At 73.6% G+C, this 15,097-nt stretch carries 8 protein-coding genes and 1 pseudogene; 2 read left to right on the top strand and 7 right to left on the bottom strand.

The genetic code is table 11. The annotated features are described in order from the left end of the window. Positions 1-277 precede the first annotated feature (277 nt). A complete protein-coding gene (locus ACH4EB_RS21730; protein ID WP_398349188.1) occupies positions 278-478 on the top strand; it encodes a hypothetical protein in 201 nt (66 codons plus the stop codon). Here ACH4EB_RS21730 and ACH4EB_RS21725 read toward each other — a convergent pair. The 3 genes from ACH4EB_RS21725 to abc-f form a co-directional block, all read right to left on the bottom strand. Next, positions 442-1,668, bottom strand: a complete 1,227-nt coding sequence (locus tag ACH4EB_RS21725; RefSeq protein ID WP_398349187.1) for an amidohydrolase — start codon at positions 1,666-1,668, stop codon at positions 442-444. The two genes, ACH4EB_RS21730 and ACH4EB_RS21725, sit on opposite strands and share 37 nt — an antisense overlap. A gap of 730 nt (positions 1,669-2,398) precedes the next feature. Further along, positions 2,399-3,541 (bottom strand): Vms1/Ankzf1 family peptidyl-tRNA hydrolase, encoded by a 1,143-nt coding sequence (locus ACH4EB_RS21720; protein WP_398349186.1) that lies wholly within the window; start codon positions 3,539-3,541, stop codon positions 2,399-2,401. Between the two features lie 346 nt (positions 3,542-3,887). Continuing rightward, entirely contained in the window at positions 3,888-5,570 is a 1,683-nt protein-coding gene (abc-f, locus tag ACH4EB_RS21715) for a ribosomal protection-like ABC-F family protein (protein ID WP_398349386.1), read from the bottom strand. Positions 5,571-6,089: 519 nt separating this feature from the next. Here abc-f and ACH4EB_RS21710 point away from each other — a divergent pair. After that, the gene (locus ACH4EB_RS21710; protein WP_398349185.1) at positions 6,090-7,586 is read left to right on the top strand and encodes an amino acid permease; all 1,497 of its coding nucleotides are present in this window, start codon (positions 6,090-6,092) and stop codon (positions 7,584-7,586) included. A gap of 106 nt (positions 7,587-7,692) precedes the next feature. Here ACH4EB_RS21710 and ACH4EB_RS21705 read toward each other — a convergent pair whose 3' ends face one another. The 4 genes and pseudogenes from ACH4EB_RS21705 to ACH4EB_RS21690 form a co-directional block, all read right to left on the bottom strand. After that, positions 7,693-8,682, bottom strand: coding sequence for an alpha/beta fold hydrolase (locus ACH4EB_RS21705; protein ID WP_398349184.1), 990 nt, complete (start codon positions 8,680-8,682; stop codon positions 7,693-7,695). 283 nt (positions 8,683-8,965) lie between these two features. Continuing rightward, a pseudogene (locus ACH4EB_RS21700) lies at positions 8,966-9,934 on the bottom strand (RNA polymerase sigma factor); the annotation flags it as partial. 162 nt (positions 9,935-10,096) lie between these two features. Further along, positions 10,097-12,511, bottom strand: coding sequence for a penicillin acylase family protein (locus ACH4EB_RS21695; protein WP_398349183.1), 2,415 nt, complete (start codon positions 12,509-12,511; stop codon positions 10,097-10,099). Between the two features lie 97 nt (positions 12,512-12,608). After that, positions 12,609-14,987, bottom strand: coding sequence for an ArgE/DapE family deacylase (locus ACH4EB_RS21690; RefSeq protein WP_398349182.1), 2,379 nt, complete (start codon positions 14,985-14,987; stop codon positions 12,609-12,611). Between the last annotated feature and the right edge of the window lie 110 nt (positions 14,988-15,097).

Below are 15,097 nucleotides of genomic sequence, written 5' to 3'. Positions count from 1 at the left end.
GTGGCGCGGCGGAACCGGGACCGGCCGGACGCCCGTCCCCGGTCCGCCGCGAACGGCCGCAGCACCGGGTAGCCCCCGTACCGCGCGGGAAACCCGTACGGCCGGGCGGGCAGCCGCCGCTCCGGGCATGATCACCGCACGTCAGGGAACCCGGTGGGGCGTGAGGCACCCGGTGCGCACCGGGTGCCCGCCGACCGCACCGCCCCACGGGCCCGGGCCACGGAACCGGCCGAACGGCCGGCCCGCACGGCCGCCGGCCCACAGGAAGGACCGCTCCATGGGAAACGACCGCAAGCACACCGACTCCGCCGCCGACGAGCTGGTCAAGGAGTTCGAGGACGCGGAACTGGACGTCACGGACGCCGAGGACGAGGACGAGCGGGTCGGCAAGGAAGGCGACACGTTCTCCACCAACCTGGAGGAGCAGCAGAACGCGGCGGGTCACCCGAGGGGCGAACCGGCCGACGAACACCGCTGACGTGCCTCCACCTGACCGGCCCGGGCACGGTGCGCCGCCGTGACCCGGGCCCGCTGCCGCGGGTCGGCGGCCAGGTCGGCGGCCGTCAGGGCCATGGCCAGGGCCCCGTCCAGCACCGCGCGGTCGGCGTGCTCACCGGTGGCCGCCTCGGCGAACTCGGAGGTGTGCGGCCGGGCGCGGCAGGACAGGCCGATGGTGGGGTGGATGGCCGGCAGGAACCGGCTGATGTTGCCCATGTCGGTGGAGGCCCCGATGGAGCCGGCGGGCTCGGGATCCCGGCCCAGCGCCCGTACGTGCCGTGCGTAGGTGTCGCCGAGCCAGGCGTCCTGGCGCAGGTCGGCGTAGGCGGGGGCCGGTTCGGTCAGCGTCAGCTCGCAGCCGGTGGCCACGGCGCCCGCCTCGAAGCAGGCCCGTACGCGGGGCCACAGCGTCTCCAGCTCGTCCAGGGTGTCGGCACGCAACTGCCAGTGCATCCGGGCCCGGGCCGGAATGATGTTGGTGCGGTCGCCGCCGTGCGTGACGATGCCGTGCATCCGTACGCCGTCCGGCAGTTGCTGGCGCAGCAGGGCCAGCGCGGTCTGCGCGATCACGCACGCGTCGGCGGCGTTCAGGCCGTCGTGCGGGGCGATGGCGGCGTGCGCGGCGCGGCCCAGGTACTCCGCCCGCACGCCGCGGGAGGCCCGGGACGTGCCGCCGAAGTCGTCCGACGGGCCCGGGTGGACCATCATCGCGCACGACACGTCGTCGAAGGCCCCCGCGTCGAGCATGAGGACCTTGCCACCGCCGCTCTCCTCCGCGGGCGTGCCCAGCGCCTTCACCCGCAGCCCGAGATCGTCCGCGGCCGCCGCCAGCGCGATGGCGGCGCCCGCCCCGGCGGCGGCGATCAGGTGGTGCCCGCAGGCATGGCCGAGGTCCGGCAGCGCGTCGTATTCCAGGCACAGCCCCACGGTCAGGTCGGCGTCGGCCGGTCCCGCGGTGGCCGTGAAGGCGGTCGGCAGCCCGGCCGTACCGCGTTCCACGGCGAACCCCGCGTCCGCCAGCAGGCGGGTGAGGGCGTCGGCCGCGTGGTGTTCGGCGAAGGCCGTCTCGGGGTGCGCGTGAAGGTCGCGGGCGAGCGACAGCAGCGGGTCCCGGACGGCGTCGAGCCGGGCGCGGATCGCGGCGGCGGGGGCGGGGGTGGTACGGGCCAAGGTGACCTCCTCGTCGGTGCGCGTCCCGCGGGGGCCGGTACGGCCTGCGTTCGGCGCTGCACGGTCATGGACCGTAACCCGGCGGCCCACGGGCGGCCCAGGGGTACCCCCGCCCCGTCCCCGCCCCCGACCGGCCCCGGCCTGAGGCGCCGCGCACCGCGTGGGGCGGACGCGCCGCACCGCCCGGCGTGCGCCCGAATTCCGCGACCGGGCGCGGAACGTGCGCCCTGTCCGGCCGCCACGCCCTTTCCTAGCCTGCGGGCGTGGGCCACAGGAGGAATCGCGAAAGGAAGGTCGAGTCGACGTGACGGTCCGCCCGGCCGGAAGCAAGCCGGTCAGCGCGCCTTCAGCCGCTTCGCACGGCCCCGCCTGACCAGCTCGGCCCTGTCTGCCGGGGCGGCCCGAACCTGACGGCCGCCCCGGCGGAAGGAGCTTCCGGGCCCCGGCCTGCCGAACGTGCAGCCCCCGGAACCGCTCGGCGGGAAGCCGAGCGCGACATCGACGCGCACCGGCTCCTGCAGGTGCGGGCGGATGACGATCGACGCCATCCCATGGCCCTGCACCGGCCTTGGCCGGATCACAGCCGCTCACAGCCGCTCAAGGCCGGTTCCGGTCGGTAGCCGGTCTGCTGCTGTGCTGGGCTTCGCGCTGCCGGCTCCGCGTACGGAAAAGACCGGCGTCCGGGCAGTGTGGAGGCTGCCCGGGCACCGGTCTCGGTGTGGCTGTGGACCTACTCGTGCCGGGGTGGTGTGCTCCAGCGGAGGAGGGCGCCGAGGCCGCCGGTCGGGGCCTCGGAGGGGTCGCGGACGACCACGGCGTCGGCTCCGTTCGCGGCGGCCGAGCGGAGCAGGGCGTCGTCCGCACGGGCCGCGGACGGATTGGTCTCGCCCAGGTACTGGAGTTCGGAGTTGCGGACCGCCAGTTGGTCGGCGCCGGGGCCCACCCAGACCTCGCGGCCGGCGTCGGCGCCGCCGGGGGTGATGATCAGGGTGTCGATGCGGTGTTCGCGTGCGGCCTCGATGAGGGCCGGTACACCGGTCGCGGCGTACGCGGGGTCGGTGCCGCCCACTCCGGCGCCCGCCCGGAAGCGGTCGAGGACGTCGGCCACGTGGTCGCGCTCGTGGGCGGCGCGCACCTGGGCGATGTCGCGTACCAGCGCGGTGCTGTCGGAGCCCGCGGCCCGGCCGCCGTGGTCGGTCTCGTAGGTCACCGAGCGCAGTTGTTCGGGGAGCTTGTCGTGGACCGCGCGGCGTTCGCGGGGGTCGCCCGCCAGGAGCATGACCTTGGCGCCGCAGGCCTCGAAGGTCCGCTGCGCGGCCTCGGCGATCTCGCCGGCGTTCTGCTCCCAGGTGTTCTCGACCGCGGTCTGGAAGTGCCGTTCGGACCAGTCCGCCGTCGCGGTGCGGTGGATCGGCCAGTCCAGGCCGTCGACCTCGCCGGCTTCCTCGCCGCCCCGGTCGTCGTGCAGTTCGAAGTTGGCGCCGGTGCGGTCCACGTACACCACGAGGCACCCGGCGTCGTCCGCGGCCGCCTCGGCCCACGGGGTGATCCTGGGCAGCGGCGACCAGGTCGCGAACGACTTGGCGGGGCGGCCGGAGAGCGGCGCGTTCAGGACGACCTCGCCGTCCGTGGCGAAGACCGCCCGTCCGGAGAGGGCCGTGGTCTCCCCGTCGGCGTGGACGCCGGTCAGGGCCTCGCGCACGGCGTCGCACGTGGCACGGTCCGCCCCTTGCTCCGCGAGCTGTCGGGCCGCCGCGTCCGCCGACAGTTCCCGCTGCTTGGCCGCGTCCTCGGTGCTGTGCGGCACCTCGGCGTACACGGAAGCCCAGGGGCCCGGCCGGTCGATGATCGGTTGAAGGAGCGAAAGGTGCATGGCGCTTCCTCCTCAGGTTCGCGGGTCACCGACTGACAGGCGTGACAGCCTTGACGGTGATGTCTTTACGGTGTTCCGAGTGCCCGGTTTTTGACGTTTGCAACGTGTGCGGACGGTTCCGGTGCGGCTCTCGCGGCCGATGGGCTACGTGTGCCGTGCGCCGGGCCCCCGGCCGTGCGCCGTCCGGCGTGTCCGCACGCGTGCCCGTTCACCGCGCCGCCATGCCTCTCCGCCACCGGGCCGGTTGTCCCTTCACCCTTCCGCACGGTCTTCTCACGCGGGCTCCGTCTCCACTCTCGGCCCTCGACGCGGCGGGCGCACCCGGAGTACGCCCGCCGCCCCCGGTTCAGCGGTTCCTCGCGAAGCGCTCGCGCTCCTCCACCGCCCGGCCGCCGTCGAGCTCCAGCTCACGCCCGCGGAACCCGTCGCGGAAACGCCGGTCGTGGGAGACCACGACCACCGCACCGCGATGGGCGGACAGCGCCTCCTCCAGCTCCTCGACCAGGGCGAGGGAGACGTGGTTGGTCGGCTCGTCCAGAACCAGCAGGTCGGCGGGCCTGGTCACCAGGCGGGCCAGCTCCAGCCGTCGCCGCTGGCCGATGGAGAGGGCCGCCACGGGCACCCTCAGGTCCTCCTCCCGGAACAGGCCGAGAGCCAGCAGCTCCGGCGCGTGCTCCTCCGGCGGGCCGGGGAGCCCGGCGGCGAAGGCGGCGAGCAGGGGCTGCCGGGGCGGCGTGGCGGACAGTTCCTGCGCGAGGTATCCGGTACGGGCCGGCCGACGCACGGTGCCCGTGTCGGGGCGCAGGTCACCGGCGAGGACGCGCAGCAGGGTCGTCTTGCCCGCGCCATTGGGGCCGGTCACCAGGAGGCGGTCGCCCGGCAGCACGGTCAGCTCCGCGATGCGCAGCCGGTCACCGACGGTGATGTCGGTCAGGGCGGCGACGGGCGGGCGGACCGTGGCGGCGACGGGATGGTGGTCCGTGGCGGCCGCCGCGGCGGGCCCGTCCGCCACCGGGTCCGCCCCGTCCGCGTACGTACGCAGTTCCGCCGTGAACCGGAGCGGTACGGGAGGCGGCGGCACCGGGTGGCGCCGGAGCCGGTCCAGTCGCTGCCTGGCCGCCCTGACCTGGCCGGAGAGCTTGGCCTCGTGCGAGCGGCGGTGTTTGCCGAAGCCCTCGTGCGGGTCCTTGCCGGTATCGGCGAGCCGCCGGCCGGCCGAGTCCGCCAGCCCGGCGGTGCGGACGACCTCCGCCCGCCACTCCTCGTGGTCCTGCGCCCAGCGGCGGCGGGCCGCGGCCTTGGCCGTCCGGTAGCCCTGCCAGCCGTCGCCGTACCGCGTGACGGTCCGCAGGTCGCGGTCGACCTCCAGGATGCCGGTGGCGACCGCGTCGAGCAGTACGCGGTCGTGGGTGACGACGACCACCGTGCCGCGGTGTGCCTTGAGGCGGGCCTCCAGCCAGGTGGTGGCCTGGTGGTCGAGGTGGTTGGTGGGCTCGTCCAGCAGGAGCAGTTCGGGCGCGGCGGCCAGCAGACAGGCGAGTGCCAGCCGCGACTGTTCGCCACCGGAGAGCGAGCCGAGGACCCGGTCGCGGGTGAGGTGGCCCAGGCCGAGGCCGTGCAGGGCCGCGTCCACGCGGGCGTCCGCCCGGTAGCCGCCGCGCTCCTCGTACGTGGTCAACAGCTCGCCGTACGCGTCGAGTTCGTCCGGTGTCGCGGTGGCCAGGGCGGCTTCCGCGGCGCGTATCCGGGCTTCGAGGGCGCGCAGATCGGCGAGGGCGGCGTCGACGGCGTCCTGCACGGTGCCGCGCGGGTCGAGGTCCGAGGTCTGGCCGAGGTGGCCGGTGCCGCCGGGGAAGGACACGGTGATCTCGCCCGCGTCCGGTTTCTCCGCCCCGGCCAGCAGCCGGAGCAGCGTGGATTTGCCGGCGCCGTTCTCTCCGATGACGCCGGCCTTCTCGCCGGGGCGCACGGTCAGCGACACCTGCTCCAGCACGGTGCGGTCGCCGTAGGTACGGGAGACGTCTTTCATGGTCAGTTGGGCGCGATGGCGCACGGTAATTCCCTGGGTACGTCGAGGGCGCACCGTGCGCCGTGCGCACGGGGGCCGGATTCCGTCAGAGGCCGGGAGGGCAGCGCGCGGTGGAATGCGGCTGCGAAAAGGAAGGTGACCGCGGAATGGACGCGGCGGCCCGGCGGCGGATATCCCCGCGCGGGCGGCGGCGCTGCCGGTCGTACGGCGGGGCGGCGGAAAGTCAGCCGGCCGCGGTCACGCCCGGTCTCAGATGAAGTAGTACCAGGAAGCCATGCCTTCCACTCTAGCCGACGAGCCCGGCGCGTGAAGGGGGTTCACCGGCCGTCGCGACACGCCCGCGCCGGGCCGTGGCGGTCGGCTCTTTCGCGGGTTGCGGTGCGCCGCGTCCCGGCGCCGGTCCCAGTATTTGAGACGCCGGAGCGTTACGTTGCGAGGACGCGGACGCCTGAAGGAGACTCCGACCGGGAACGCGTACGACCGTTTCCCGTGCCCCTGAGAGAGTTCGGAATACCCACCGTGAGTCTGCTGCGCAAAAAGCCTTTGGAGCGAGCCGTCAAGGAGGCTCGCGGAGAGGGCGAACAACAACTTCGCCGGGACCTTTCCGCGTTCGATCTGACCATCCTCGGGGTCGGTGTCATTCTCGGCACCGGAATCTTCGTCCTCACCGGTACCGTGGCCCGGAACATGGCCGGACCCGCCGTGGCGCTCTCCTTCGTCGTGGCCGCCGCGGTCTGTGCCTGCGCCGCGCTGTGTTACGCCGAATTCGCCTCGTCGGTACCGGTCGCGGGCTCCGCGTACTCGTATTCGTACACCTCACTGGGCGAGCTGCCGGCCTGGATCATCGGCTGGGCGCTGAGCCTGGAACTGACCCTGGCCACCGCGGTGGTGGCGGTCGGCTGGTCCGGATATCTCCAGTCGATGCTGAACGGCGTCGGACTGCATCTGCCCGCCGCGCTGAGCGGGGGCGACGACGCCGTGGTGAATCTCCCGGCGGCGCTGCTCGTGCTCGTCCTGGGCGCGGTGCTCGTCGTCGGCGGAAAGCTGTCCAAGGGCGTCACCAATGTGCTGGTCGGCGTCAAGCTGGCGATTGTGCTGCTGGTGATCGTCGCGGGGCTGTTCTTCATCGACACCGCGAATTACAGCCCCTTCGTGCCCGAGGCCCGGCACACCGCCGAGGTGTCCGGGCTACAGGCCCCGCTCTTGCAGATCTTCACGGGCATCACCCCGACGGCTTTCGGTATCAGCGGAATTCTCAGCGCCGCCGCCATGGTCTTCTTCGCCTACATCGGTTTCGACATGGTGGCGACCTCGGCCGAGGAGACCCGTCGGCCGCAGCGCGATCTGCCCATCGGCATCATCGCCTCCCTGATCGTCGTCACCGTGCTGTACGTGGCGGTGTGCCTGGTGGTCACCGGAATGCAGCACTATTCGCAACTGTCGGTCAAAGCTCCGCTGGCCGACGCGTTCACCGCCAAGGGCCATCCCTTCTTCGCCACGGTCATCAGTCTCGGCGCGGTGGTCGGCCTCGCCGCGGTGAGTCTGATCTGCTTCCGGTCGCAGAGCCGGGTGATCTTCGCGATGGCCCGGGACGGGCTCCTGCCGAAGGCGCTGTACAAGGTCGACCCGAAGCACGGCACCCCGAAGACCAACTTGCTGGTGCTCGCCGTGATCATGGCGGGACTGGCGGCCTTCCTGAAGTTCGACCTGCTCGCCGAAATGGTCAACATCGGCACGCTGTTCGCCTTCGCGGCGGTCTCGGCCAGCGTGCTGATCATGCGACGGACGGCCCCTGACCTGCCCCGCGCGTTCCGTACCCCATGGGTGCCGGTCGTCCCGCTGGTCTCGCTGCTGTGCTGCCTGTACCTGATGCTCAACCTCCAGTTGATCACCTGGGTCGGCTTCCTCGTCTGGCTCGCGGTCGGCCTCGCGCTGTACTTCGGTTACGGCCGGCGGCACAGCAAGCTCAACGAGCCCGCCCGGGACACGGCGGAAGAGGCCGAGGCCACGGTGTAGCGGGCCGGCGCCCGCCCGACAGGGGCGAGCCGGCCGGGCACGCGCCGGGCAGGAGCGAGCGGACCGGCGCGTGCCCGGAACGAGCGGGCGCCGGTCCGCTCCGCCCTCACCTCACCGTGGGCAGCTCCGCCAGGAACTCCAGCAGCGCGGCGTTGACCTCGTCCGGCCGCTCCTGCTGCGTCCAGTGGCCGCAGCCGGGCAGGGCCGGGGCCTGGCGCAGGTTCGGCATCGCCCGCTCCAGGGCGGGCATCAGCTCGTCGACGCCGGGGAAGGCCCGGACCAGGTCGCGTTCGCCCGCCAGATACAGCGCGGGGACATCGATGCCCCGGCCCTGGAACGGCGCGAGCAGCTCCCAGCTACGGTCGATGTTGCGGTACCAGTTCAGGCCGCCGGTGAACGCGCGGGCGCCGTGCCGGGCGTACTCGCCGACGAAGGTCTCGATGTCCTCCTCGGTCAGCCAGCCGGGCAGCTCCTCCGGCTGCGCCATGGTGTCCAGCAGTCGGCCGCCCTCCGGGACGACCCACGGGCGGGGCGGGTCGGTGAACGGGCTGTCGCCGGAGCCGTTGACCAGCATGGCGCGGAAGGTGGCGGTCAGGTCCTGGGCCAGCTCGGCGTCGGCGACGCCCGGTTCCTGGAAGTAGACCTGGTAGAAGCCGTCCCCGAGGATCTCCCGCAGGCGGGCGAGCGGCGCCGCGGGAGAGCGCGGCGCCGGCGGCACGCTCAGCCCGACGACGCCGCGCACCACGTCCGGCCGGAGCTGCGCCGTCGTCCAGGCCACCGGCGCGCCCCAGTCGTGGCCGACGACGACCGCCTGCTCCTCCCCCAGCGCGTGGATCAGGCCGATCACATCGCCGGTCAGGTGCAGCATGGTGTACGAGGCGATGTCGGCCGGCTGATCGCTGCGCGCGTAGCCGCGCTGGTCCGGTGCCACGACCCGGTACCCGGCTTCGGCCAGCGGCGCGAACTGGTGGCGCCAGGAGTACCAGCATTCCGGGAAGCCGTGCAGGAGCAGGACCAGTGGCCCCTGCCCCTGTGCGGCGATGTGCAGCCGGACGCCGTTCACCTCGACGGAGCTGTGCTCGACTGCGCTGGTCACATGTCCTCCTGCGGTCGTCTGCCGGGCGCACCCGTTCGGTGCGGGCTCAGGTATCGCACCGAACGGTACGGCCAACGGGCGCGCGGCGAAACGCCCTTGCCCGGCCGACCGACCGCCCGCCGCGTCCGGCGCAGCCGGTGTGCGCGGCCGTGACCGGCGCGGCGTTGTCCCGCCGGCCCGGGTCGGCCGCCGGGCCGACGGCGGCGTGCACCGCCGAGGCGGGCAAGGGGGAGGGGCCGGCGCGGCCCCTGGCCGCGCCGGCCCCTCGGCGACCTTCCAGCCGCTAGTCCAGGTAGTCGCGCAGCAGTTGGGAGCGGGACGGGTGGCGGAGCTTCGACATGGTCTTGTTCTCGATCTGGCGGATCCGCTCGCGCGTGACGCCGTAGACCTTGCCGATCTCGTCGAGCGTCTTGGGCTGCCCGTCTGTGAGGCCGTAGCGCATGGACACGACGCCGGCCTCGCGGTCGGCCAGGGTCTCCAGGATGGAGCGGAGCTGCTGCTGGAGGAAGGAGAACCCGACCGCCTCGGCGGGGACGACGGCTTCGGTGTCCTCGATCAGGTCGCCGAACTCGCTGTCGCCCTCCTCCCCCAGCGGGGTGTGCAGGGATATCGGTTCACGGCCGTATTTCTGTACCTCGATGACCTTTTCCGGGGCCATGTCGAGTTCCTTGGCCAGTTCTTCCGGGGTGGGTTCGCGGCCGGTGTCCTGGAGGATCTGGCGCTGAATCCGCGCCACCTTGTTGATGATCTCGACCATGTGGACGGGAATGCGGATCGTCCGGGCCTGGTCGGCCATCGCACGGGTGATGGCCTGGCGAATCCACCAGGTCGCGTACGTCGAGAATTTGAATCCCTTGACGTAGTCGAACTTCTCGACCGCGCGGATCAGACCGAGGTTGCCCTCCTGGATCAGGTCCAGGAAGAGCATCCCGCGTCCGGTGTAGCGCTTGGCGAGCGAGACGACGAGCCGGAGGTTGGCCTCGACCAGGTGCTCCTTGGCCCGTGCGCCGTCCGCGACCAGGATCTCCAGCTCGCGCCGGAGCGTCCCGGCGGGCTCGCCGGTGTCCAGCTTCTCCTGGGCGAACAGTCCGGCCTCGACGCGCTTGGCCAGCTCCACCTCCTGCTCGGCGTTGAGCAGCGGGACCTTGCCGATCAGCTTCAGATAGTCCTTGACCGGGTCGGCGGAGGCTCCGGCGCCGGCGACCTGCTGGGCCGGCGCGTCCCCCTCGTCACCGTGGGACAGGGTGAATCCGCCGGCCGCCTCGATCGCCGTACCGTCGGACGGTACGGCTTCCGGGGGCGGGGATTCGGCTGTTTCCTGCGGTCGCATGACGGGCGAGGTGAGTGACACGAGGGAACCTCTCGATACACATAGGCACGGTGCACGGCGAGCACCTCTTTATTCATCGCGCACTTACCGGTGGTTTGTTACACCATAATTCCCGTGATCTGAATCACGGCGGTCCGGCGGAGTGTCCGTGCCCGGCCCTTCCGGCGGCTTCAGCGTGATCACGTGCGTGGTGTGCCGCTCGACCGCGGCGCGGCCGTACAGGAGCGGGAAGGCGCCGTCCGCCGCCCAGTCCGCGAAGAGATCGCCGTAGTGCGGACCGGCCGGGTCGCCGGACTGGCCGGGCGCGTTCATGGCCACCGAGGCGTCCCAGCCGCCGACGTCGATCACCAGCCGGAAGGTCGCACCGGAGGTCTGCCGGAAGTCCGCGCCGTACGCGGTGGCGTCGACCGTGTCACCGCTGCCGCCGCGCGGCGCGGGCCCGATCCGGGTCCAGTGCGGGGCCCGCTCCCCCAGCCACGCGGCGAGCGGATGGCGGGGTTCCGCCTGGTGCAGCGCCCCCCAGGTCCAGCGGTCGCGGTCCGGTCCCAGCAGCCGCCCGAGTTCGGCGAGCGCGGCGGGCAGGGTTTCGAGGACGGCCGTACGCAGGGCGCCGTCCGGGTCGGGGCCGAGCCGGCCGCCCGGGGTGAGCAGCAGGTCCAGGTCCACCCGGGGGTCGCTGGTGGCGGCCTCGTCCGCGGGCAGGACACGGGCCAGCGCGGCGGCGCACCGGTCCGGGGGCAGCAGCCGGGACAGCGCTCGCCCCAGGACGGCCGGACGCAGGTGCCGCCGGTACCAGACCTCGAAGAGCGCGGCGGGCACGGAGTCGGACGTCAGCCCGGCGTCCCAGGTACGGAGCCGCTCCAGTGCCCACGCCACGTCCGGGTCGTCGCTGCTGACCCCGGCCAGCAGCGGCTGGACGCGGCGGGCGGTCAGGCTGGTGTGGTCGGTCTGGAGGCGTACGCAGTCCGCGACGGTCCAGCCGGTGCGCGCGGCCAGTTCCGCGGCGATCCGGTCGTGGCGGGTGGGCGCGTGCCAGTCGTAGGTGACGGTCCGGTCGGCGTTCGGGTAGTCGGGCGGGAGGTTCATCTGGTTGGCGGTGGCGAACCAGCCCTGGGCGGGGTCGCGTACCGACGGCAGGGTCTCGACGGGGTGGCAGCCCGCCCACTCGTAGCGCCCGTCGCCGGGCACCGGCAGCGTGCCGTCCCAGTTCGGGCGGTCGGGGACCCGGCCGGCGGGCTGCCAGCCGATGGTCCCGTCGGGGGCCGCGTAGACCTGGTTCTCGCCGGGCGCGCCCCACCGGCGCAGCGCGCTGACGAAGGCGTCCGGCCCGTCCGCCGTCAGGTATCCGGTGCTGCCCAGGTACGGGGCCATGCCGGGGCCGAGCCAGGCCGCCCGTACCGCGAACGCCGTGCCGCGCTCCGGGTCGTCGTGGATCACCGGGCCGTGCCGGGTGAACCACAGGTCGACGGTGACCGGCTGCGCGCCGCGCACCGGGACCGTCTCGGTCACGTGGCGCATGGGCTCCCAGTGGCCGTCGTACCAGTACTGCCGGGGGTCGGCGGGGCTGGTGCGGTAGACGTACAGGTCCTCCTGGTCGACGGGGAAGATCGTCAGGCCGAAGGCGATCCGGCCGTTGTGGCCGACGGAGATGCCGGGCAGCGCGGGTTCCCCGGCACCGATGGCATCGATGCCGGGGGCCGACAGATGGGCGAGGTAGCGCAGCGCGGGCAGGGTGACGGCGCGGTGCGGGTCGTTGGCGAGCAGCGGCCGGCCGGTGGCGGTACGGGACGGGGCGATCACCCAGTTGTTGCTGCCGTCCGGCCCCCGGGCCGGCCCGCCGCTCTCCCACGGCGGGGTGGTGGCCAGCCGGTAGACGCGCAGCACGTCGTCCGGAATGACGGACAGATCCAGCCCTTCCGGTACGCGGAGGTCGTGCGCGGGCTCCCGTACCCGGCGCAGGTCCTCGACGTCGGGGCCGTGGTCGCGCAGGGTCAGCGCGCGGGCGACCTCCTGCTCCAGATTGTGGAAGAGGCCGTGGCTGCGGATACGGGCGACGTCGGCGGGCTCCCAGTAGGCGGGCCGGTGGCCCAGCAGCGTGAACTCGGGCGGCAGGTGCGCGGGGTCGGCCCGGCAGAGCGCGACGTACGCGTTGACGCCGCGCACGAAGGCTTCGGTGTCGCGCTCCGTGCCGGGCTCGTAGGCGGACCATTCGTCGGCCATGCCGCCGCGGTACAGGAAGAGCCGGGCCGCCCGGTCGTGTTCGAGGCAGCTCTCCCCGAACACCTCGGACAGCAGGCCGAGTCCGCGGCGCCGCCACAGATCGATCTGGAAGAGCCGGTCCCGGGCGGCGTTGAAGCCCTGGGCGAGGAAGAGATCGTCCCGGGAGGCGGCGTACAGGTGGGGCACGCCCCAGCGGTCGACGCGGATCTCCACGGGGGCGGCCAGGCCGGGGACGGTGAAGGTGGTGGTCGTGGTGGTGTCGGCGGGGTGCGGGGGCATGGGGCTCCGGGGGCTGCGTTGTCTGGGGGGGGCCGGGGGCGCTGTCCGGTGGCCGGTGGGGCGGCAGTCGGCTGGATCGGGTCCGCCGCGCGGAGTCTCAGACGGACGGCTCGTACCGGCCGTCGACCGCCGTCCAGCCGCCGTCGACCGTCAGGACGCTCCCGGTGACGAACGTGGACGCGTCCGAGACGAGGTACGTGACGGCGCCCGCGACCTCGTCGGCACGGGCCCAGCGCCGCAGCGCGGACGCCTGCGCGTAGGCGTCGTACCACTGCGGGTCGGCGGCGATCTGATCGGTGAGCGGCGTACGGACCACCCCGGGTGCCACCGCGTTGAACCGGACGCCGCGCGGCCCCCACTCCGCCGCGGCCGTCCGCAGGAACTGCACCAGCCCGGCCTTGGAGGCCGCGTACGCGCTCTGCCCCGGCTCGACCTGGAAGGCGCGCATCGAGGCCAGGCCGACCACACTGCCCTGGCCGCGCTCCGCCATGGCGGGCGCGACGGCCTGCACGAGCGTGAAGACCGCCCGCAGGTTGAGGGCGAGCACCCGGTCGAACTCGGCGGCGGTGTAGTCGGCGATCCGCTTGCGCACGTTGACGCCGACGGTGACGACCAGCCCGTCCAGCGCGCCCCACCGGTCCGCCGCGTCCCGTACCGCGTCCGCGTCCAGGACGTCGAGGGGGAAGGCGGTCGCGGTGCCGGTCCGGCTGCCGGGGGCCGGTGTCTCGGCCGACGCGGCCGCCGCGGCCCGGGTGGCGCCGGCCGCGTCCAGGTCGGCGACGGTCACCTCGGCGCCGTGGGCGGCCAGCGCGCGCACCACCTCCCGGCCGATGCCGCCGGCTCCGCCGACGACCGCGATCCGCCTCCCGTCCAGGCGGAACAGTTGCGCGTACTCGACCGGCGCACCGGCGGTGTCGTCCATGGCCTGCTCCTTGTCTGTGGTGGGCTTCTCTGCGGTGGGCTTGTCTGCGGTGGGCCTGTCTGTGGCGGGCTCGTCTGTGGTGGGCTTGTCCGTGGTGGGCCTGTCCGTGGTGGGCCTGTCCGTGGTGGGCTTGTCCGTTGCGCCGTCGCCTTCGGGGCGGGCGGGTACGGGGCGGCCGGCTCCGGGGCCGCTTCCGTGACCGGTGCCGTGACCGGTGCCGCTCCCGGCCCCCGTGAGGAAGTGCCGGGCCGCCACGGCGTACACCCGCGCGTACTCCGCGATCTCCCGTACCGCCACGAATTCGTCCTTCTGGTGGGCGATCCACTTGCCGCCCGGCCCGTAGACGACCGTCGGCAGGCCCGCGTCACGGGTCAGGATCGTCCCGTCGGTCGTGCCGGGGACCGCGCCGAAGGACGGTGCGACGCCGTGCACCTGCCGGTGGGCGGCCGCCAGGCCCACGACGAGCGGGTGACCGGCGGCGATCTCGACGGCCGGCCGGTCGTCGACGACGGTCAGTTCGGCCCTGACGCCCACCTCGGCCGCGGCGGCCACGGCCGTCCGCCGCAGATGTTCGATGAGATGCGCGTGATCGGTGCCGGGGACGGTCCGTACGTCGATGCCGAGCACGCCGTGGCCGGGGATGACGTTGAGCTGGTCGGGGTCGCCGGCGCGCAGCACCGTCGGGGTGACGGTCACCGTCCCGGCGTGCGGATGGGTACCGTACCGCCGGACCGCCCACGCCTCGGCCGCCGCGAGCGCGGCGACGACGCGCGCACCCGCCACGAGGGCGTTACGGCCCTCTTTCGGCATCGCGCCGTGCGCCATCATCCCTTGGAGGCCGAGCCGCAGGCGGATGCCGCCGCGGGCCGAAGTGCAGATCTCGTACCCTTCCGGCTCACAGACGACGACGCCGTCCACCTCGGCGGCGAGCGGCGAAGCCGCGAACGCCTTGGCGCCGAGCATCAGCCCTTCCTCGTCGCACAACATGCCGACGACGACCCGGCCGGGGAACGGACCGGCCTCCTGGAGCGCCCGCACCCCGTAGATCATGGCCGCCACCCCGGACTTCATGTCGGCGGCGCCACGGCCCCACAGCCGCCCGTCGCGGATCTCCGCGCCGTACGGGTCGACGCTCCATGCAGCCGCGTCGCCCTCCGTCACGACATCCGTGTGCCCCTCGAACATCAGGGTGCGGCCCGGTCCGCCGCCGCCTTCGATCACCGCCACGACGTTGGGGCGCCCGGGGGCGACCTCGATCACCTCGTGGGTCCAGCCGAACGCGGTGAAGAGCCGGGAGACGAGGTCGGCGGCTGGCTGCTCGACGGTGGTGGCGCCCGCGACGTTGACGGTCCGCAGCCGGACCAGGTCCCGCGTGAACGCCACGGCGGCCGCTTCGTCGACGGGCGGCACGGCGCTCGACGGCACGGCCGCCTCGGGTACGGCGGTGTCCGGGCCCGACGGCACGGCGCTCGACGGCACGGCGCTCGACGGCACGGCCGCCTCGGGTACGGCGGTGTCCGGGCCCGACGGCACGACGCTCGGGCTGCTGTGCACGGCACCCTCCACCTTCCCTGACGCGGGGTCAGGAGACCGGTCGGACCAAGCGGTCCTCCGTACTGTGCTGGCCCGTTCGCTCACGGGTCAAGAGGGGCACGACGGGCCAA

It is taken from the genome of Streptomyces sp. NPDC018045, from assembly GCF_044327445.1.
GTDB lineage: Bacteria > Actinomycetota > Actinomycetes > Streptomycetales > Streptomycetaceae > Streptomyces.
Note: the sequence above shows the minus strand (reverse complement) of the source record. Positions and strands in the feature narration are given on the sequence as shown.

Bases quoted from the DNA above. Each gene is read 5' to 3' on its own strand.
- ACH4EB_RS21730 (WP_398349188.1), top strand. From the start codon at position 278: ATGGGAAACGACCGCAAGCACACCGACTCCGCCGCCGACGAGCTGGTC.
- ACH4EB_RS21695 (WP_398349183.1), bottom strand. From the start codon at position 12,511: ATGCCCCCGCACCCCGCCGACACCACCACGACCACCACCTTCACCGTC.
- abc-f (WP_398349386.1), bottom strand. From the start codon at position 5,570: ATGAAAGACGTCTCCCGTACCTACGGCGACCGCACCGTGCTGGAGCAG.
- ACH4EB_RS21720 (WP_398349186.1), bottom strand. From the start codon at position 3,541: ATGCACCTTTCGCTCCTTCAACCGATCATCGACCGGCCGGGCCCCTGG.